Here is a 14,736-nt window from a genome sequence, read left to right on the forward strand (position 1 = left end):
GACCCGGGCGGGCTTTGCGGGAGACACCAGCGGTGCACGAAGCACCGCGGCGTTTCACTTCTGCCGGAACTTGCGCAGCGCGGCGATCTGGGCGGCCATCGCGGCGAACTCGCTCTGGGCCGCGGCGAAGTCGATGTCGCTCTTCGCGTTTTTCATCGCTTCTTCCGCCAGGCGTTTGGCCTCGCCAGCCTTGGCTTCGTCGAGGTCCTTGCCGCGGATGGCGGTGTCGGCCAGCACGGTGACCGCACCCGGCTGCACCTCGAGGATGCCGCCGGCGACGAACACGAATTCTTCCGTGCCGTCGGTGCGTTCGATGCGAACGGCGCCCGGCTTGATGCGGGTGATCAGCGGCGTGTGGCGGGGCAGGATGCCCAGCTCGCCGCTTTCGCCCGGCAAGGCGACGAACTTGGCTTCGCCGGAGAAGATGCTTTCTTCGGCGGAGACGACGTCTACGTGCAGGGTAGCCATGGTGATTTCCTTCAATACAGAGTCAGTCAAGCGCGCGGGCCGGGCGCCGGCCCGCATCCCCTCGGGGGCTCGTCCGTTGTACCCAACGGACGAGGGGCACCCTCTTTACTGAATCTTCTTCGCCTTCTCGAAGGCTTCGTCGATGGTGCCGACCATGTAGAAGGCCTGCTCCGGGAGGCTGTCGCACTCGCCGGCCACGATCATCTTGAAGCCGCGGATGGTTTCCTTCAGCGGAACGTACTTGCCCGGCGAGCCCGTGAACACTTCGGCCACGTGGAACGGCTGCGACAGGAAACGCTGGATCTTCCGGGCGCGGGCCACGGCCAGCTTGTCTTCCGGCGACAGTTCGTCCATGCCCAGGATGGCGATGATGTCGCGCAGTTCCTTGTAGCGCTGCAGCGTGCCCTGCACGGCGCGGGCCGTGTTGTAGTGCTCTTCGCCGACGACGTTCGGGTCCAGCTGGCGCGAGGTCGAGTCGAGCGGGTCCACGGCCGGGTAGATGCCCAGCGAAGCGATGTCACGCGACAGCACCACGGTGGAGTCCAGGTGGGCGAAGGTGGTGGCCGGCGACGGGTCGGTCAGGTCGTCCGCAGGGACGTACACGGCCTGGATCGAGGTGATCGAGCCGACCTTGGTCGACGTGATGCGCTCTTGCAGGCGGCCCATTTCCTCGGCCAGCGTCGGCTGGTAGCCCACGGCGGAAGGCATCCGGCCCAGCAGGGCGGACACTTCGGTACCGGCCAGCGTGTAGCGGTAGATGTTGTCGACGAAGAAGAGAACGTCCTTGCCTTCGTCACGGAACGATTCGGCGATGGTCAGGCCGGTCAGCGCGACGCGCAGGCGGTTGCCCGGCGGCTCGTTCATCTGGCCGTACACCATGGCGACCTTGGACTCTTCGAGCTTCTCGAGGTTCACGACGCCGGAGTCGGCCATCTCGTGATAGAAGTCGTTGCCCTCACGGGTCCGCTCGCCCACACCCGCGAACACCGACAGACCGCTGTGGGCCTTGGCGATGTTGTTGATGAGTTCCATCATGTTCACGGTCTTGCCCACGCCGGCGCCACCGAACAGACCCACCTTGCCGCCCTTGGCGAACGGGCAGACCAGGTCGATCACCTTGATGCCCGTTTCGAGCAGGTCCTGCGACGGGCTCAGCTCGTCGAAGGCCGGGGGCAGGCGGTGGATGGAGGCGGTCAGGTCCTGGGCCACTTCACCACGTTCGTCGATGGGGTTGCCCAGCACGTCCATGATGCGGCCGAGGGTCGCGCGGCCCACGGGCACCGAGATCGCCTTGCCGGTGTTGGTCACGGTCAGGCCGCGGCGCAGGCCGTCGGACGAACCCAGCGCGATGGTGCGCACCACGCCGTCGCCCAGCTGCTGCTGGACTTCGAGCGTCAGGGCCGTGCCCTCGAGCTTCAGTGCGTCGTACACCTTCGGCATCGCATTGCGGGGGAACTCCACGTCCACCACCGCGCCGATGCACTGAACAATTTTGCCGTCAGCCATGTTCGTATCCTTGAATAATCAGTTTCTTGAATCGTCGACCTGGGGGTGCGCTGGCCGTCAGACGGCGGCGGCGCCTGCCACGATCTCGGACAGTTCTTTGGTGATCGCGGCCTGCCGGGCCTTGTTGTAGACCAGCTTCAGCTCGGCGATCACGTTGCCGGCGTTGTCGGTCGCGGCCTTCATGGCCACCATGCGCGCCGAGTGTTCCGACGCCATGTTCTCGGCGACGGCCTGGTAGACCAGGGCCTCGGTGTAGCGCACCAGCAGTTCGTCGATCACCGTGGCCGCGTCGGGCTCGTAGATGTAGTCCCAGCCATGCGAGCCTGCACCCACCGCGGCCTGCGACGATTCCGTCTTCAGCACGTCGGCGTCGAGCGGCAGCACCTTCACCACCACCGGCTCCTGCTTCATCGTGTTGATGAAGCGGGTGAACGCCAGGTAGACGGACGAGAGGCGGCCTTCGGCGTACGCGTCGAACAGCACCTTGACGGGGCCGATCAGCTTGTCGAGGTGCGGCTTGTCGCCGAGCTGCGTGACCTGCGACACCACGTTCACGCCGGTGCGGCCGAGGAAACCGAGGCCCTTGTTGCCGATGGCAACGGCCTCGATCTTCTGGCCCGCACCGTCGAGCTCGCGGAGCTTGGTGGTCAGCGAACGCAGGATGTTGGTGTTCAGGCCGCCGCACAAGCCCTTGTCCGTGGTCACGAGGATCACGCCGGTGGTCTTCGCCGACGGGTTCTCGAGCATGAACGGGTGCTTGTACTCGGGCGTGGCCTGCGCGAGGTTGGCGGCCAGGCTGCGGACCTTCTGGGCGTACGGGCGAGCGGCGCGCATGCGGTCCTGCGCCTTGCGCATCTTGGAGACGGACACCATCTCCATGGCCTTGGTGATCTTCTTCGTATTCTCGAAGCTCTTGATCTTGCCGCGGATTTCCTTGCCTGCTGCCATGTCGGAGTTCCTTCGTTAAAGGGTCTTCGGACCGTCAGCGGGTCAGGCGAAAGACTTCTTGAAGGCCGTCACGGCGTTCGACAGTTCGGCTTCCGCTTCCTTGTCGAGGGCCTTGGAGTCTTCAATCTTCTTCAGCAGACCGGCGTGGCTGGACTTCAGGTGCGTGTGCAGACCGGCTTCGAACGCGAGGACCTGCTTGACGTCGATGTCGTCCATGAAGCCCTTGTTCACCGCGAACAGCGTCGCGCCCATCAGGCTGATGGACAGCGGCGAGTACTGGGCCTGCTTGAGCAGTTCCGTCACGCGGGCGCCGCGGTCCAGTTGCTTGCGGGTGGCTTCGTCGAGGTCGGAGGCGAACTGCGCGAAGGCCGCGAGTTCACGGTACTGCGCGAGGTCGGTACGGATACCACCGGACTGGCCCTTGATGACCTTCGTCTGGGCAGCACCACCGACGCGCGACACCGAGATACCGGCGTTGATGGCGGGGCGGACACCGGCGTTGAACAGCGAGGTTTCCAGGAAGATCTGACCGTCGGTGATCGAGATCACGTTCGTCGGCACGAAGGCGGACACGTCGCCGGCTTGCGTTTCGATGATCGGCAGGGCCGTCAGCGAACCGGTCTTGCCCTTGACTTCACCCTTGGTGAAGGCTTCGACGTAGTCGGCGTTCACGCGGGCTGCGCGCTCGAGCAGGCGGCTGTGGAGGTAGAACACGTCGCCGGGGTAGGCTTCGCGGCCCGGCGGGCGGCGCAGCAGCAGCGACACTTGACGGTAGGCCACGGCCTGCTTGGACAGGTCGTCGTACACGATCAGCGCGTCTTCGCCGCGGTCGCGGAAGTATTCGCCCATCGTGCAGCCCGAGTAGGCCGACACGTACTGCATGGCGGCGGACTCGGCGGCCGAGGCGGCCACGACGATGGTGTATTCCAGGGCGCCGTTGGCTTCCAGGGCGCGCACCACGTTCTTGATCGACGAAGCCTTCTGGCCGATCGCAACGTAGATGCAGGTCATGTTCTGACCCTTCTGGTTGATGATCGCGTCGATGGCGACGGCGGTCTTGCCGGTCTGGCGGTCACCGATGATCAGCTCGCGCTGACCACGGCCGACGGGCACCATCGAGTCGATGGACTTCAGGCCGGTCTGCATCGGCTGGTCGACCGACTTCCGTGCGATCACGCCCGGGGCGATCTTCTCGATCGGGGCGGTCAGCTTGGCGTTGATCGGGCCCTTGCCGTCGATGGGCTGGCCGAGGGCGTTGACCACGCGGCCACGCAGCTCGGGGCCGATCGGCACTTCGAGGATGCGGCCCGTGCACTTGACGGTGTCGCCTTCCGAGATGTGCTCGTACTCGCCCAGGATCACGGCGCCGACGGAGTCGCGCTCGAGGTTCAGGGCCAGACCGAAGGTGGGCGTGCCGGCCGACGTGGCCGGGAATTCCAGCATTTCGCCCTGCATCACGTCCGACAGGCCGTGGATGCGGACGATGCCGTCGGTGACCGACACCACGGTGCCCTGGTTGCGGATGTCCGCCGAAGCGGTGAGCCCTTCGATGCGGCTCTTGATCAGTTCGGAAATTTCTGCGGGATTCAGTTGCATAGCTTCTCTCCGGTCTGCGTCGGGCAAGGCCTCGGCAGGTTGGACGGGCAGCGGGGACGGCTTACGCCGTCAGGGCTGCCTTCATTTGTTCAAGACGGGCCTTGACCGAGGTGTCCAGCACTTCGTCACCGACCACCACGCGGATGCCACCGATCAGTTCCGGCTGCACGACGACCGTGGCGTTGAGCTTGCGCGCAAAGCGCTTCTCCAGCATCGCCTTGACGTCGGCCAGCTGGGCTGGTTCGATGGGGTACGCGCTGTAGACGACAGCGTCGGAGACACCGGAACGCTCGTTGACGAGCGCCTGGAACTGCGTTGCCACTTCGGGCAGCGCAGCCAGGCGGTCGTTTTCGAGCGCGAGCTGCAGCAGGTTCTTCGCGGGAGCCGACAGCGGGGCCTTCAGCACCGAACCGATGAGGTCGAGCACCTGTTGGGCGGTGACCTTCGGATCGGAGGCGAACTGGCGCAGCTGGGCGTCACCGGCGACGGCGGCCAAGGATTGGATTTCTCCAACCAGGGCCGGCGCGCTGGCGGCGTCGGATGCCTTGAACAGCGCCTCGGCGTACGGGCGCGCGATGGTTGCAAGCTCGGCCATGGTTTACAGCTCAGCCTTCAGGCGATTCAGGATGTCGGCGTGGACGCCGGCGTTGACTTCGCGCTTCAGGATCTGCTCCGCACCCTTGACGGCCAGGACCGCCACCTGGTCGCGCAGGCTTTCGCGAGCGCGGGTGGCTTCCTGTTCGGCTTCGGCCTTGGCCGAAGCGATGATCTTGGCGCCTTCCTCGCTTGCGCGGGTCTTGGCTTCCTCGATCATCGATTGCGCCAGGCGCTCGGCATCGGCCAGGCGCTTGTTGGCATCGTCACGGGCGGCCGACAGTTGCTCGCCCACCTTTTGCTGGGTGGTGGCGAGCTCCGTCTTGGCCTTGTCAGCGGCGGACAGACCTTCAGCAATCTTCGCGGCGCGCTCGTCCAGGGCCTTGGTGAGGGGCGGCCAGATGAAGCGCATCGTGAACCACACCAGGATCGCGAAGACGATCGCCTGGAGGAACAGTGTTGCGTTGATGTTCATTGCACAGTCCTTTCAACCGTGAAAGGGTGGCGACGAATTACTTGATGAAGGCAGCGAACGGGTTGGCGAACGCGAACAGCAGCGCGATGGCGACGCCGATCAGGAACGCGGCGTCGATCAGACCGGCCAGGATGAACATCTTGGTTTGCAGTTCGTTCATCAGTTCCGGCTGGCGAGCCGACGACTCGAGGAACTTGCCGCCCATCAGTGCGATGCCGATCGAAGCGCCGATCGCGCCCAGGCCGACGATCAGACCGCAAGCCAGTGCCAGAAGACCGATGTAGCTGTTATCCATGATTGCTCCTAAAGGGAATGAAAAACGAAAGGGAAGAAAAGCTAAAGAAACGGATCAGTGCGCGTCGTGCGCCTGGCCCGTGTAGATCAGCGTCAGCATCATGAAGATGAAGGCTTGCAGCGTGATCACGAGAATGTGGAACAGGGTCCAGACGGTCCCGGCCACCACATGCCCCACGCCCAGCCAGAAGCCACCGGACACGGGATTGAACTGGAATGCCCACACGCCGCCCATGAGGGCGATCAGCATGAACACGAGTTCGCCGGCGAACATGTTGCCGAACAGCCGCATGCCGTGGGACACGGTCTTCGCGACGTATTCGATCACTTGCATGAGGAAGTTCACCGGGTACAGGAACCACTTGTCGCCGAAGGGCGCTGCGATCAGCTCGTGGGCCCAGCCGCCAACGCCCTTGATCTTGACGTTGTAGACGAGGCAGACGAACAGCACGCTGGTCGACAGACCGAGCGTGGTCGACAGGTCGGCCGTGGGCACGACACGCAGGTAATCCTTGAAGCCGAGCGCCGGGCCGGCCGAGTGCCAGATGCCGGGCAGCAGGTCGACGGGGATCATGTCCATGAAGTTCATCAGGAAGATCCACACGGCCACCGTGAGGGCGAGCGGGGAGATGAGCTTGCGGCTCTGGGCGTTGTGGATCACGCCCTTGGCCTGGTTCTCGACGCCTTCGGCGAGGATTTCAACCAGGGCCTGGAAGCGGCCCGGAACACCCGAGGTGGCGCGGCGCGCGGCCAGCCACAGGACCCAGCAGCCCAGCACGCCGAGGACGATCGAGAACACCAGCGAATCGAGGTTGAAGACGCTGAAGTCGACGATGGACGTCTGCTTCACGCTCTCGAAAGAGAAGTTCTTCTGCAGGTGTTGCAGGTGGTGCTGGATGTACTCCGTGGGCGTGGGGCCCGCGTGGTGAGCAGCGTTTGCTTCGGCAGACATGTCGAATCAGACTCTCTTTGTTATCGTGTCACAACGGGCCGGCGCCGCTTGATCAGCGCCAACCAACCCAACTTCAGGCACACGACCATCGTGACCAGCATCGCCGGCCAGCTCAGATCGGGCGCCCACATGGCTGCTGCCACCAACATGGAAGCAGCCACGGCAATCTTCACCAGTTCCCAGAACATGAACCCCGCGGCCGCAGCCGCCGGGTTGGCAGTTCCACGCCGGATTCCATAGGCCAGCAAGGCCCCGGGAATCACGACCACCGCCGCACCGTAGAGGGCAGACCACATCGCGCTGGCGCGATGCGTGAGCCACCACGTCACCCCGGCACAGACCAGACCCAGCGCGGCTTGCGCCGCAAGGATTCGCCAAGGCGAGACCAGTGGGTTCCGGGCCCTCAAGCTCAACACTTCTTCACGTGTCAGGGGCTTGAAAGCCTCGTCTTGCGCCGCATCTGTGTCCTGGAAGCCATCGTTGCCATGTTCGGTAGGTACGCCCATGGCTCTTCAACATCCGGTTGCAGCAAAGCCTCGGAATTATACGTGGAAACCCGTCCAGTTCCGTGAACCGCAATTCACTGTCTGGTTTCAACCAAACCGAGCACCTGCTCGGTCATTGACGCTCACCCGAAGAACGTGGTGGGCAGCCCGGGCACGTCGACCTTCAGCGACAGCACGCCGCCGGCCCACGGCTGTGCCGCGAGCTCGGCCTCGGGGCGCTTCTCGCGCGTGGTGGTGAGGTACAGCGTGCGCAGGTCCGGCCCGCCGAAGCAGGGCATCGTGGGACACCGCACCGGCACCCGCACGTCGCGCAGCACCTCGCCCGAGGGCGCGATGCGCAGCAGCCGCCCGCCCTCGTACATCGCCACCCAGTAGCAGCCCTCGGCATCGACCGCCGCGCCGTCGGGGCGGCCGCCGTACGTGTCGAGGTCCTGGCCGGTCTGCTTGAGCGGGAAGCTCGCGAACACGCGCTGGTTCGACAGCGCGCCCACGTCGGGATCGACATCGAACGCGAACACCGTGTGCGACGTGGTGTCGGCCCAGTACATCGTGCGGCCGTTCGGGCTGAAGCCGAGGCCGTTCGACACGGTGATGCCGTCGGCCGCGACCTGCAGGCCGCGCTTGCGGTCGAAGCTGTAGAGCGCCGACTGCGGCACGCGCGCGTCGCTCAGCGTACCCACCCAGAAACGCCCCTGCGCATCGCACTTGCCGTCGTTGAAGCGGAAGGCGGCCGGGTCGTACGGTGGAGGCACCAGCGGAGTGCGCTGGCCCGTGTGGCGGTCGAAGCGCCAGAGCCCGTCGCGCTGTGCAAGCAGCAGGGCGCCGTCGCGCATGGGCGCGATGCTGGCCAGGTGGGTCTCGAACTGCCAGTGGCGCAGCTCTTCCGTGACCGGGTCGAAGCGGCGCAGCTGGTGCTCGGCGATGTCGCAGTAATAAAGACACTGCTCGACCGGGTGCCACAGCGGGGACTCGCCCAGCGTCGAATGGGCCGCGACAGCGAGCACCCAGGGGGCGTCTTCCTCGGGAGTCGGGGTGGCGTGGCTCACGATGCGGAGACCGCGAGGGTCATGCTGGATTCGAAGGACTCGCCCGGCTGCAGCGTGCGCAGGCCGTGGGCGGCGGGGTCGGCCATCTGGATCGCGTTGCTGACGTGGCTCACGGGCTCGACGCAGAAGTAGTCCTTGTCCTGGGGCGTGTAGACGACCAGGTAGGGCAGCGTGGAGGTGAGTTCGAGCGAGAACTTCTCGTCGGTGATGCGGGCGACACCCGTCCAGCCGTCGAAGCAGTTGTCGTAGTCGAGGCGGGCCACGTCGTCGGCGATGCGCGCCTGCGCTTCGCGGCGCACCGGCAGGTGCGTGGCGTCGGAATCCCAGCGGCCGGCGATCGCGATGTCCAGGTGGCTGCGCTCGCGCTTCGGGAAGTAGGGATGCCAGCCCACCCCGGCCGGCGCGGCGGCGCCATGGGTGTTGGTGAACACGAATCGGGCCGTGAGGGCCTGCGGGGTCAGATCGAAGTGCTGGACCACCTCGAAGGCGAACGGCCAGTGGTCGTCCGGCGCGTGGCGGTAGCGGAGGACCGCGTTCGTGGTGGTGGCGGAGACGACCTCCCACGCGCGCAGCCAGGCGACGCCGTGCACCGAATGGGGGTAGTTGCCGAAGTTGTCGGGCGTGGTGTAGTCCTGGCCCGCCCAGCGGAAACGGCGGTTGCCGATGCGGTTGGAATAGGGCACGAGCGGGTAGCTGGCCGACGACCGCGGCAGCGTGAGCGCGGCCGGTTCGGTCGAGCGGAGCACCGGCGTGTCGCCGGACCACAGCCCCGCGATGGAGCCGCCGAGGTCGGGGCGCACGGCGAAGCGCAGGGCGCCGGCGCGGAGTTCGATGCCGTGGGAAGAGGATGCGGTCATGGCCTGTCTTGCGCTGGAAGGAGGAAAAGAACGAGGCGAAGGCGGCGCCGGGTCAGTCGAGGTCGGCCTTCAGGTAATGCGCCCCGGGAATCGGATTGAAATAGTAAGGCGGGATCTCGTGGAAGCCGAGCGTGGCGTACAGCTCGCGTGCGGCCTCCATGTCGTCCAGCGTGTCGAGCAGCATCGCGGAATAGCCGGCGCGCCGCGCGTCGTCGAGCAGCGCCTGCGCCATGATGCGTCCGAGTCCGAAGCGGCGGAAGGCCGGGCGGACGTAGAGGCGCTTCATTTCGCACGCGTTCGGGTAGTCCGCGTCGTGCAGCGGTGCGAAGGCGCCGCAGCCGGCGATGCCGCCGTCCACCAGGGCCAGCATCAGCTGCCCCTCGGGAGCGGCGTACCGCCCGGGCAGCGAGGCGAGCTCCTCGTCGAAGCCCTGGAAGGCGAGGTCGATGCCCAGGCTGCCGGCGTACTCGCGGAAGATGTCGCGCACGCCGTCGAGCCATTCGGGGGCGTCGGCGGGGATCAGTCGGATGTCGGGGGCTTCCATTCCAGGGGGGCTTCGGAGGGCGGCCCCAGTTTATCGGGTCGCGGGCGGCGGCCTCGAAAAGCCGGACGCCGCGTTCCTCCCGAGGGCCCCGTCATGGCCTTCGGCTAATATTCGCGGCTGCCTTTCATGGTGCACCGTGATGCCCCCCACCCGCGGGACCCGGCCGCGGGCCTTCCGAGAGTTCGTTCCGCATGACCCTGCCGTCCTTCCGCTCCCTTCTCAGAGCCAGTGCGCTCGCCGCCTCGCTTCTGTCTTTCTCCTCGGCGCTGCTGGCCGCGGGCGAAACCTCCAACGGCAGCTTCAACACCCCGGCCTACGGCGAACCTCTCGACTCGATGCGGCTCGGTGGCACGGGTGACAGCGGCGGCACGTCGTCGGGCCGCAGCGGCGTCGTGGTGCGCAACGACGGTTCGCCGGGCGGTCAGCAGCCCGGCTCGTCCACGCAGCAACAGCAGCAACAGACGCAGCAGCGGCCCGCCGTCACGTCCCCGGGCCGCCGCAGCGACATGCTGCCGCAGCGGCCCAGCGAATTCCAGAAGTTCGTCGAGGCGGCCACGGGCCGGCAACTGCAGCCCTTCGGTGCCCGGTTCTTCAACGAGGCCGCCGACAGCTTCTCGCCGGTCGACAACGTGCCGGTCTCGGCCGACTACATGGTGGGCCCCGGCGACCAGCTGCTGATCCGCGCCTGGGGCAGCATCGACGTCGACTACCGAGCCACCGTCGACCGCAGCGGCCAGATCAGCCTGCCGAAGGTGGGCACGTTCACCGTCGCCGGCACCCGCGCCTCGAACCTCGAGAGCCACCTGCGGGCCCAGATCGGCCGCCTGTTCACCAACTTCAACCTGAACGTGACGCTGGGCCAGCTCCGCGGCGTGAAGGTGTTCGTCGTCGGCCCGGCCCGCGTGCCCGGTGTCTACACGCTCGCCAGCCAGTCGACCATGCTGTCGGCGGTGGTGGCCGCGGGCGGCCCGAGCGCCAACGGCTCGATGCGCAAGGTCTCGCTGCGCCGCGACGGCCGCACGGTCGCCGAGATCGACATCTACGACTTCCTGGTGCAGGGCGACAAGTCGAAGGACGTGCAGCTCGCCGCCGGCGACGTGATCGTCTTCCAGCCGGCCGGCCCGCGCGTGGCCGTGACCGGCACCATCGACAGCCCCGCCATCTACGAACTGAAGTCGGAGAAGGAGCCCGTCGCCGACGTGCTGCGGTACGCGGGCGACTCGCCGGTGCTCGTGAACCCCAACCGGGTGCAGGTCGAGCGCATCGACACCGCACGGACCGGCGCCGCCCGTTTCGTCGAGCAGTTCAAGCTCGACGCCGCCGGCCTGCAGAAACCGCTCCAGGACGGCGACGTGCTGACCCTGCTGCCCATCTCGCCCGCGTTCAGCAACGCCGTGACCCTGCGCGGCGCCGTGGCCCAGCCGCTGCGCTACGCCCACACGCCGGGCATGCGCATCCGAGACCTGATCCCCGACCGCGACGCCCTGATCTCCCCCGACTTCTACCGCCGCAAGAACCTGCTCGTGCAGGTGATCGAGGAGGACGAGATGGGCCGGCCGCTCAGCCGGAACACCCGCGACCGCCAGGACCGGTCCGATCGCTATGACCGCGCGAACAACGCCTCCCGCAACGACGCGGACAGCCGCAACGGGCAGCGCAATGGCGCCATGGCGTATGGCACGCCCACCGACAACCTCGACGTCCGCGACGCCCAGCGCCTGGGCAACCCGCCTTACGACCGCGACGGCATGTCCTCCTCGGGTTCGGGTGACAACCTCCGTTCGCCCAATGGCTCGCAGCGGTACGACCGCGATGACCGCGACGACGACAACGAGCGCAATCGCTTCAGCACGAACACCCGCCAGCGCATCGCGTCGCCCCTGTTCGATGCGGTGAACTGGGACTACGCCGTGATCGAGCGCCTGAACAAGGCCGACCTCACGACGCAGGTCATCCCGTTCAACCTCGGCAAGGCCGTGCTGCACGGCGACGAAACCAACAACCTCGAACTGCTGGCCGGCGACGTCGTCACGGTCTACAGCCAGAAGGACCTGCGTGTGCCGGTGTCCCGCCAGACTCGCCTGGTGTCGGTGCTCGGCGAAGTGGGTGCCCCGGGCACGTACCAACTGCTGCCGGGCGAAACGCTCCCGCAACTCATCACGCGTGCCGGCGGCCTCACGCCGCAGGCCTACGTGTACGGCCTCGAGTTCAGCCGCGAGGAGACCCGCCAGCGCCAGCGCGAAAACCTGCAGGCCGCCATCGTGCGCCTCGAGGCGCTCTCGTCGGTGCAGGCGGCCCGCGACGCGGCGAACCGCTCCGACCTCGCCACCGCCGGCCAGGCCGCGGTCAGCTCGGCGGCCACCCAGGCCCAGATCGGGCGCCTGCGCCGCATGGAGCCCAACGGCCGCATCGCGCTCGAACTGCAGCCGAACGTGGCCTCGCTGTCCGAACTGCCGGAAGTGCCGCTCGAGCACCTCGACCAGATCGTGGTGCCCACCAAGCCGGCCTTCGTGACAGTGGCCGGCGCCGTGGTCAACAACAACGCCTTCCTGTGGAAGCCGGGCAAGACCGTGGGCGACTACATCGGCTCGGCCGGCCTCGACGACGCGGCCGAGGTGTCGAACATGTTCGTGCTGCGCGCGGACGGCACCGTCACCCACGCCAACGACACCCGCGGCTTCTTCGGCGGCAACAAGCTCGAATCGGTGCCGCTCAACCCAGGTGATGCCGTCGTGGTGCCGAACAAGCTCGACTACGAGACCTGGGGCCGCGCGCTCGTGCGCAACCTGAAGGACTGGTCGCAGATCTTCGCGCAGTTCGGCCTGGGTGCCGCGGCCATCATCACGCTGCGGGACAACTGACATGAACGCTCCCGCTCCCGTGACCGCCCCCGTGGCGGACGACTTCGATGAACGCCCCCAGGTGGGGTTTGTCGACCTGCTGACCTGGCTCGGCGAAGGCAAGAAACCCATTGCAACCGTGACCGCGGTGGCCGCGGTGGTGTTCCTGGGCATCTCGCTGCTGCTGCCCAATGTCTATACGGCCCGCACGACACTGCTGCCGGCCAACTCGCAGCAGCAGAGCAACTCCTCGGCGGCACTCGCGGCCCTCGGCTCGCTCGGCGGCCTTGCAGGGGGTCTCGCAGCCAAAACCCCCGAGGAGCTGTACGTGAATCTGCTGCGCAGCGACAGCGTGCAGCGTGCCCTGGATGCACGCTTCGACCTGCGCAAGCGGTATGACATCCCGACCTACGAGGTGCTCCGCGGCACCATGCCCCGATACATCCGGGTGACGGCCGACAAGAAGTCGGGCGTGATTCTGGTCGAGGTGGACGACGAGGATCCCAAGTTCGCGGCCGATCTGGCCAACGCACATTCGACCGAGATCTCCAAGCTGCTGGGTCGCCTCGCCGTGTCCGAGGCGCAGCAGCGCCGCGTGTTTTTCGAACAGCAACTCAAGGACACCAAGGAGAACCTGATCCGGGCCGAACAGGCGCTGCGTGACGTCCAGGAGAAGTCGGGGATGGTCGTGCTCGACAAGCAGGCCGAGGCTCTCATCCTCGCCGTGGCACAGCTGAAGACTCGGATCGCCGAACGCGAGATTCGCCTGAAGGTGCTGCGCACCTCGGCGACGCAGGAGAACCCCGAGGTGCGCCTGCTGGTCTCGGAGCTGGCCGCGTTGCGCAACGAACTCGGTCGCATGGAATCGAGCAACGGTGGCGGCACCGACAAGGAAGGCAATCTCGACATCCCGATCGGCAAGTTGCCTTCGACCGGCCTCGAGTACGTCCGTGCCACGCGCGAAGTGAAGTTCCAGGAAACGCTGCTGGCCGGCATGCTGCGGCAGTACGAGATCGCCAAGATGGACGAGGCCAAGGAAGCGCCCGCGCTCCAGCAGGTGGACGTGGCCGAACCGCCTGACCGCAAGTCGAAGCCGAAGCGGGCCTCCGTCGTGCTGGGAGGCACCTTCACGGCGTTCCTGCTGATGGCCGGCTGGACGATCTGGCGCCGTTACGGTGACCTGGCGCGCGCCAGAAATCCGGAACTCGATGCCCGCATGACGGTGCTGCGCGGCGCCTGGCGCCTGCGCCGCTGACCGGCCCCGGCCGGCCGCCCGTCAGAAGCTGACGTCGCCCCGGATGCACCCGACGGTGGGCCCGCCCACCCACAGGGTGTCGCCATCGCGGGTCAGCGAAACGCGGCCGTCCCGGCCCACGCGGGCGCCCTGCGCGGCGCGGTAGGCCGGCGGCGCCTCGCCGCGGTCCATCAGCCAGCGCGCCACGCTGGCGTTGAGGCTGCCGGTGACCGGATCCTCCGGGATGCCGCCGCCCGGCGCGAAGCCTCTCAGTTCGAACTGCACGTCGCCGCCCGGCGCGTGCGCCCCCACCAGGCCCACGTCGGCCAGTGTCGCCAGGGCCCCGAAGTCGGGCTCGACGGCCAGCACGCGCGCCGCGCTGTCGAGCTGCAGCACGAGCCACGGCAAGCCGTTGTCGAGCCAGCTGGACGCCCGCACGTGGTCGGCCGACAGGCCCAGCGCCTCGCGCACCCGGCCGAGCAGCACCTCGTCCACCGGTGTCGCCTTCATCGGTGGCGCGGCGAACGCCGCCTCGTCGCCCGACACGCGGATGCGCACGAGCCCCACGCCACACTCCTGCACCACGAGGCCCGGCGTGCGGGACACCCCGCCGGCCGCGCGCCACGCATGGCAGCTGCCGAGCGTGGGGTGGCCCGCGAACGGGAACTCCCGGTTCGGCGCGAAGATGCGCACGCGGTAGTCGGCCTCCGGGGTCGTGGGCCGGAGCAGGAACGTCGTCTCCGACAGGTTGGTCCAGCGGGCGAAGGCCTGCATCTGCTCGGCCGTCAGGTCGTCGGCGTCGTGCACGACGGCCAGCGCGTTGCCTTTCAACGGCGTGGTGGTGAACACATCGACCTGCGAGAACGGCAGCTTCAT

At 67.2% G+C, this 14,736-nt stretch carries 15 protein-coding genes; 2 read left to right on the forward strand and 13 right to left on the reverse strand.

Annotated elements, in window-relative coordinates; genetic code table 11:
* Positions 1-54: 54 nt before the first annotated feature.
* The 12 genes from A4W93_RS27565 to A4W93_RS27620 form a co-directional block, all read right to left on the reverse strand.
* On the reverse strand, positions 55-468 hold the full coding sequence (locus A4W93_RS27565; protein ID WP_085753659.1) for a F0F1 ATP synthase subunit epsilon: 414 nt from the start codon (positions 466-468) through the stop codon (positions 55-57).
* A gap of 105 nt (positions 469-573) precedes the next feature.
* Positions 574-1,974: a F0F1 ATP synthase subunit beta gene (gene atpD, locus A4W93_RS27570; protein WP_085753660.1), complete on the reverse strand. Its 1,401-nt coding sequence runs from the start codon at positions 1,972-1,974 to the stop codon at positions 574-576.
* A 57-nt stretch (positions 1,975-2,031) separates the two neighbouring features.
* Complete coding sequence (gene atpG, locus A4W93_RS27575; protein WP_085753661.1) at positions 2,032-2,922, reverse strand: F0F1 ATP synthase subunit gamma; 891 nt, start codon at positions 2,920-2,922, stop codon at positions 2,032-2,034.
* A 42-nt stretch (positions 2,923-2,964) separates the two neighbouring features.
* Entirely contained in the window at positions 2,965-4,518 is a 1,554-nt protein-coding gene (gene atpA / locus A4W93_RS27580) for a F0F1 ATP synthase subunit alpha (RefSeq protein ID WP_085753662.1), read from the reverse strand.
* A gap of 61 nt (positions 4,519-4,579) precedes the next feature.
* Positions 4,580-5,113: a F0F1 ATP synthase subunit delta gene (locus tag A4W93_RS27585; RefSeq protein ID WP_085753663.1), complete on the reverse strand. Its 534-nt coding sequence runs from the start codon at positions 5,111-5,113 to the stop codon at positions 4,580-4,582.
* A 3-nt stretch (positions 5,114-5,116) separates the two neighbouring features.
* Positions 5,117-5,587, reverse strand: a complete 471-nt coding sequence (locus A4W93_RS27590; RefSeq protein ID WP_085753664.1) for a F0F1 ATP synthase subunit B — start codon at positions 5,585-5,587, stop codon at positions 5,117-5,119.
* A gap of 37 nt (positions 5,588-5,624) precedes the next feature.
* Positions 5,625-5,882, reverse strand: coding sequence for a F0F1 ATP synthase subunit C (atpE, locus tag A4W93_RS27595; RefSeq protein WP_056660939.1), 258 nt, complete (start codon positions 5,880-5,882; stop codon positions 5,625-5,627).
* A 54-nt stretch (positions 5,883-5,936) separates the two neighbouring features.
* On the reverse strand, positions 5,937-6,833 hold the full coding sequence (gene atpB / locus A4W93_RS27600) for a F0F1 ATP synthase subunit A (protein ID WP_085753665.1): 897 nt from the start codon (positions 6,831-6,833) through the stop codon (positions 5,937-5,939).
* Positions 6,834-6,853: 20 nt separating this feature from the next.
* Positions 6,854-7,339: an ATP synthase subunit I gene (locus tag A4W93_RS27605; protein WP_085753666.1), complete on the reverse strand. Its 486-nt coding sequence runs from the start codon at positions 7,337-7,339 to the stop codon at positions 6,854-6,856.
* Between the two features lie 122 nt (positions 7,340-7,461).
* Positions 7,462-8,385 carry an SMP-30/gluconolactonase/LRE family protein gene (locus A4W93_RS27610; RefSeq protein WP_085753667.1) on the reverse strand — a complete coding sequence of 308 codons (924 nt, stop codon included), beginning with the start codon at positions 8,383-8,385 and terminating at the stop codon, positions 7,462-7,464.
* Complete coding sequence (locus tag A4W93_RS27615; protein ID WP_085753668.1) at positions 8,382-9,242, reverse strand: aldose 1-epimerase; 861 nt, start codon at positions 9,240-9,242, stop codon at positions 8,382-8,384. Before A4W93_RS27615 ends, A4W93_RS27610 begins: the two co-directional genes overlap by 4 nt.
* Before the next feature lie 52 nt (positions 9,243-9,294).
* On the reverse strand, positions 9,295-9,786 hold the full coding sequence (locus tag A4W93_RS27620; RefSeq protein WP_085753669.1) for a GNAT family N-acetyltransferase: 492 nt from the start codon (positions 9,784-9,786) through the stop codon (positions 9,295-9,297).
* A 191-nt stretch (positions 9,787-9,977) separates the two neighbouring features.
* On the opposite strand from A4W93_RS27620, the gene A4W93_RS27625 reads away from it, so the two are divergent.
* Together A4W93_RS27625 and A4W93_RS27630 are read left to right on the forward strand one after the other, a co-directional pair.
* Complete coding sequence (locus tag A4W93_RS27625) at positions 9,978-12,647, forward strand: polysaccharide biosynthesis/export family protein (protein ID WP_085753670.1); 2,670 nt, start codon at positions 9,978-9,980, stop codon at positions 12,645-12,647.
* A gap of 1 nt (position 12,648) precedes the next feature.
* On the forward strand, positions 12,649-13,881 hold the full coding sequence (locus A4W93_RS27630) for a Wzz/FepE/Etk N-terminal domain-containing protein (RefSeq protein ID WP_085753671.1): 1,233 nt from the start codon (positions 12,649-12,651) through the stop codon (positions 13,879-13,881).
* A 21-nt stretch (positions 13,882-13,902) separates the two neighbouring features.
* Here A4W93_RS27630 and A4W93_RS27635 read toward each other — a convergent pair whose 3' ends face one another.
* Positions 13,903-14,736 carry a PhzF family phenazine biosynthesis protein gene (locus A4W93_RS27635; RefSeq protein WP_085753672.1) on the reverse strand — a complete coding sequence of 278 codons (834 nt, stop codon included), beginning with the start codon at positions 14,734-14,736 and terminating at the stop codon, positions 13,903-13,905.

The organism is Piscinibacter gummiphilus (assembly GCF_002116905.1).
Classification (GTDB): domain Bacteria; phylum Pseudomonadota; class Gammaproteobacteria; order Burkholderiales; family Burkholderiaceae_C; genus Rhizobacter; species Rhizobacter gummiphilus.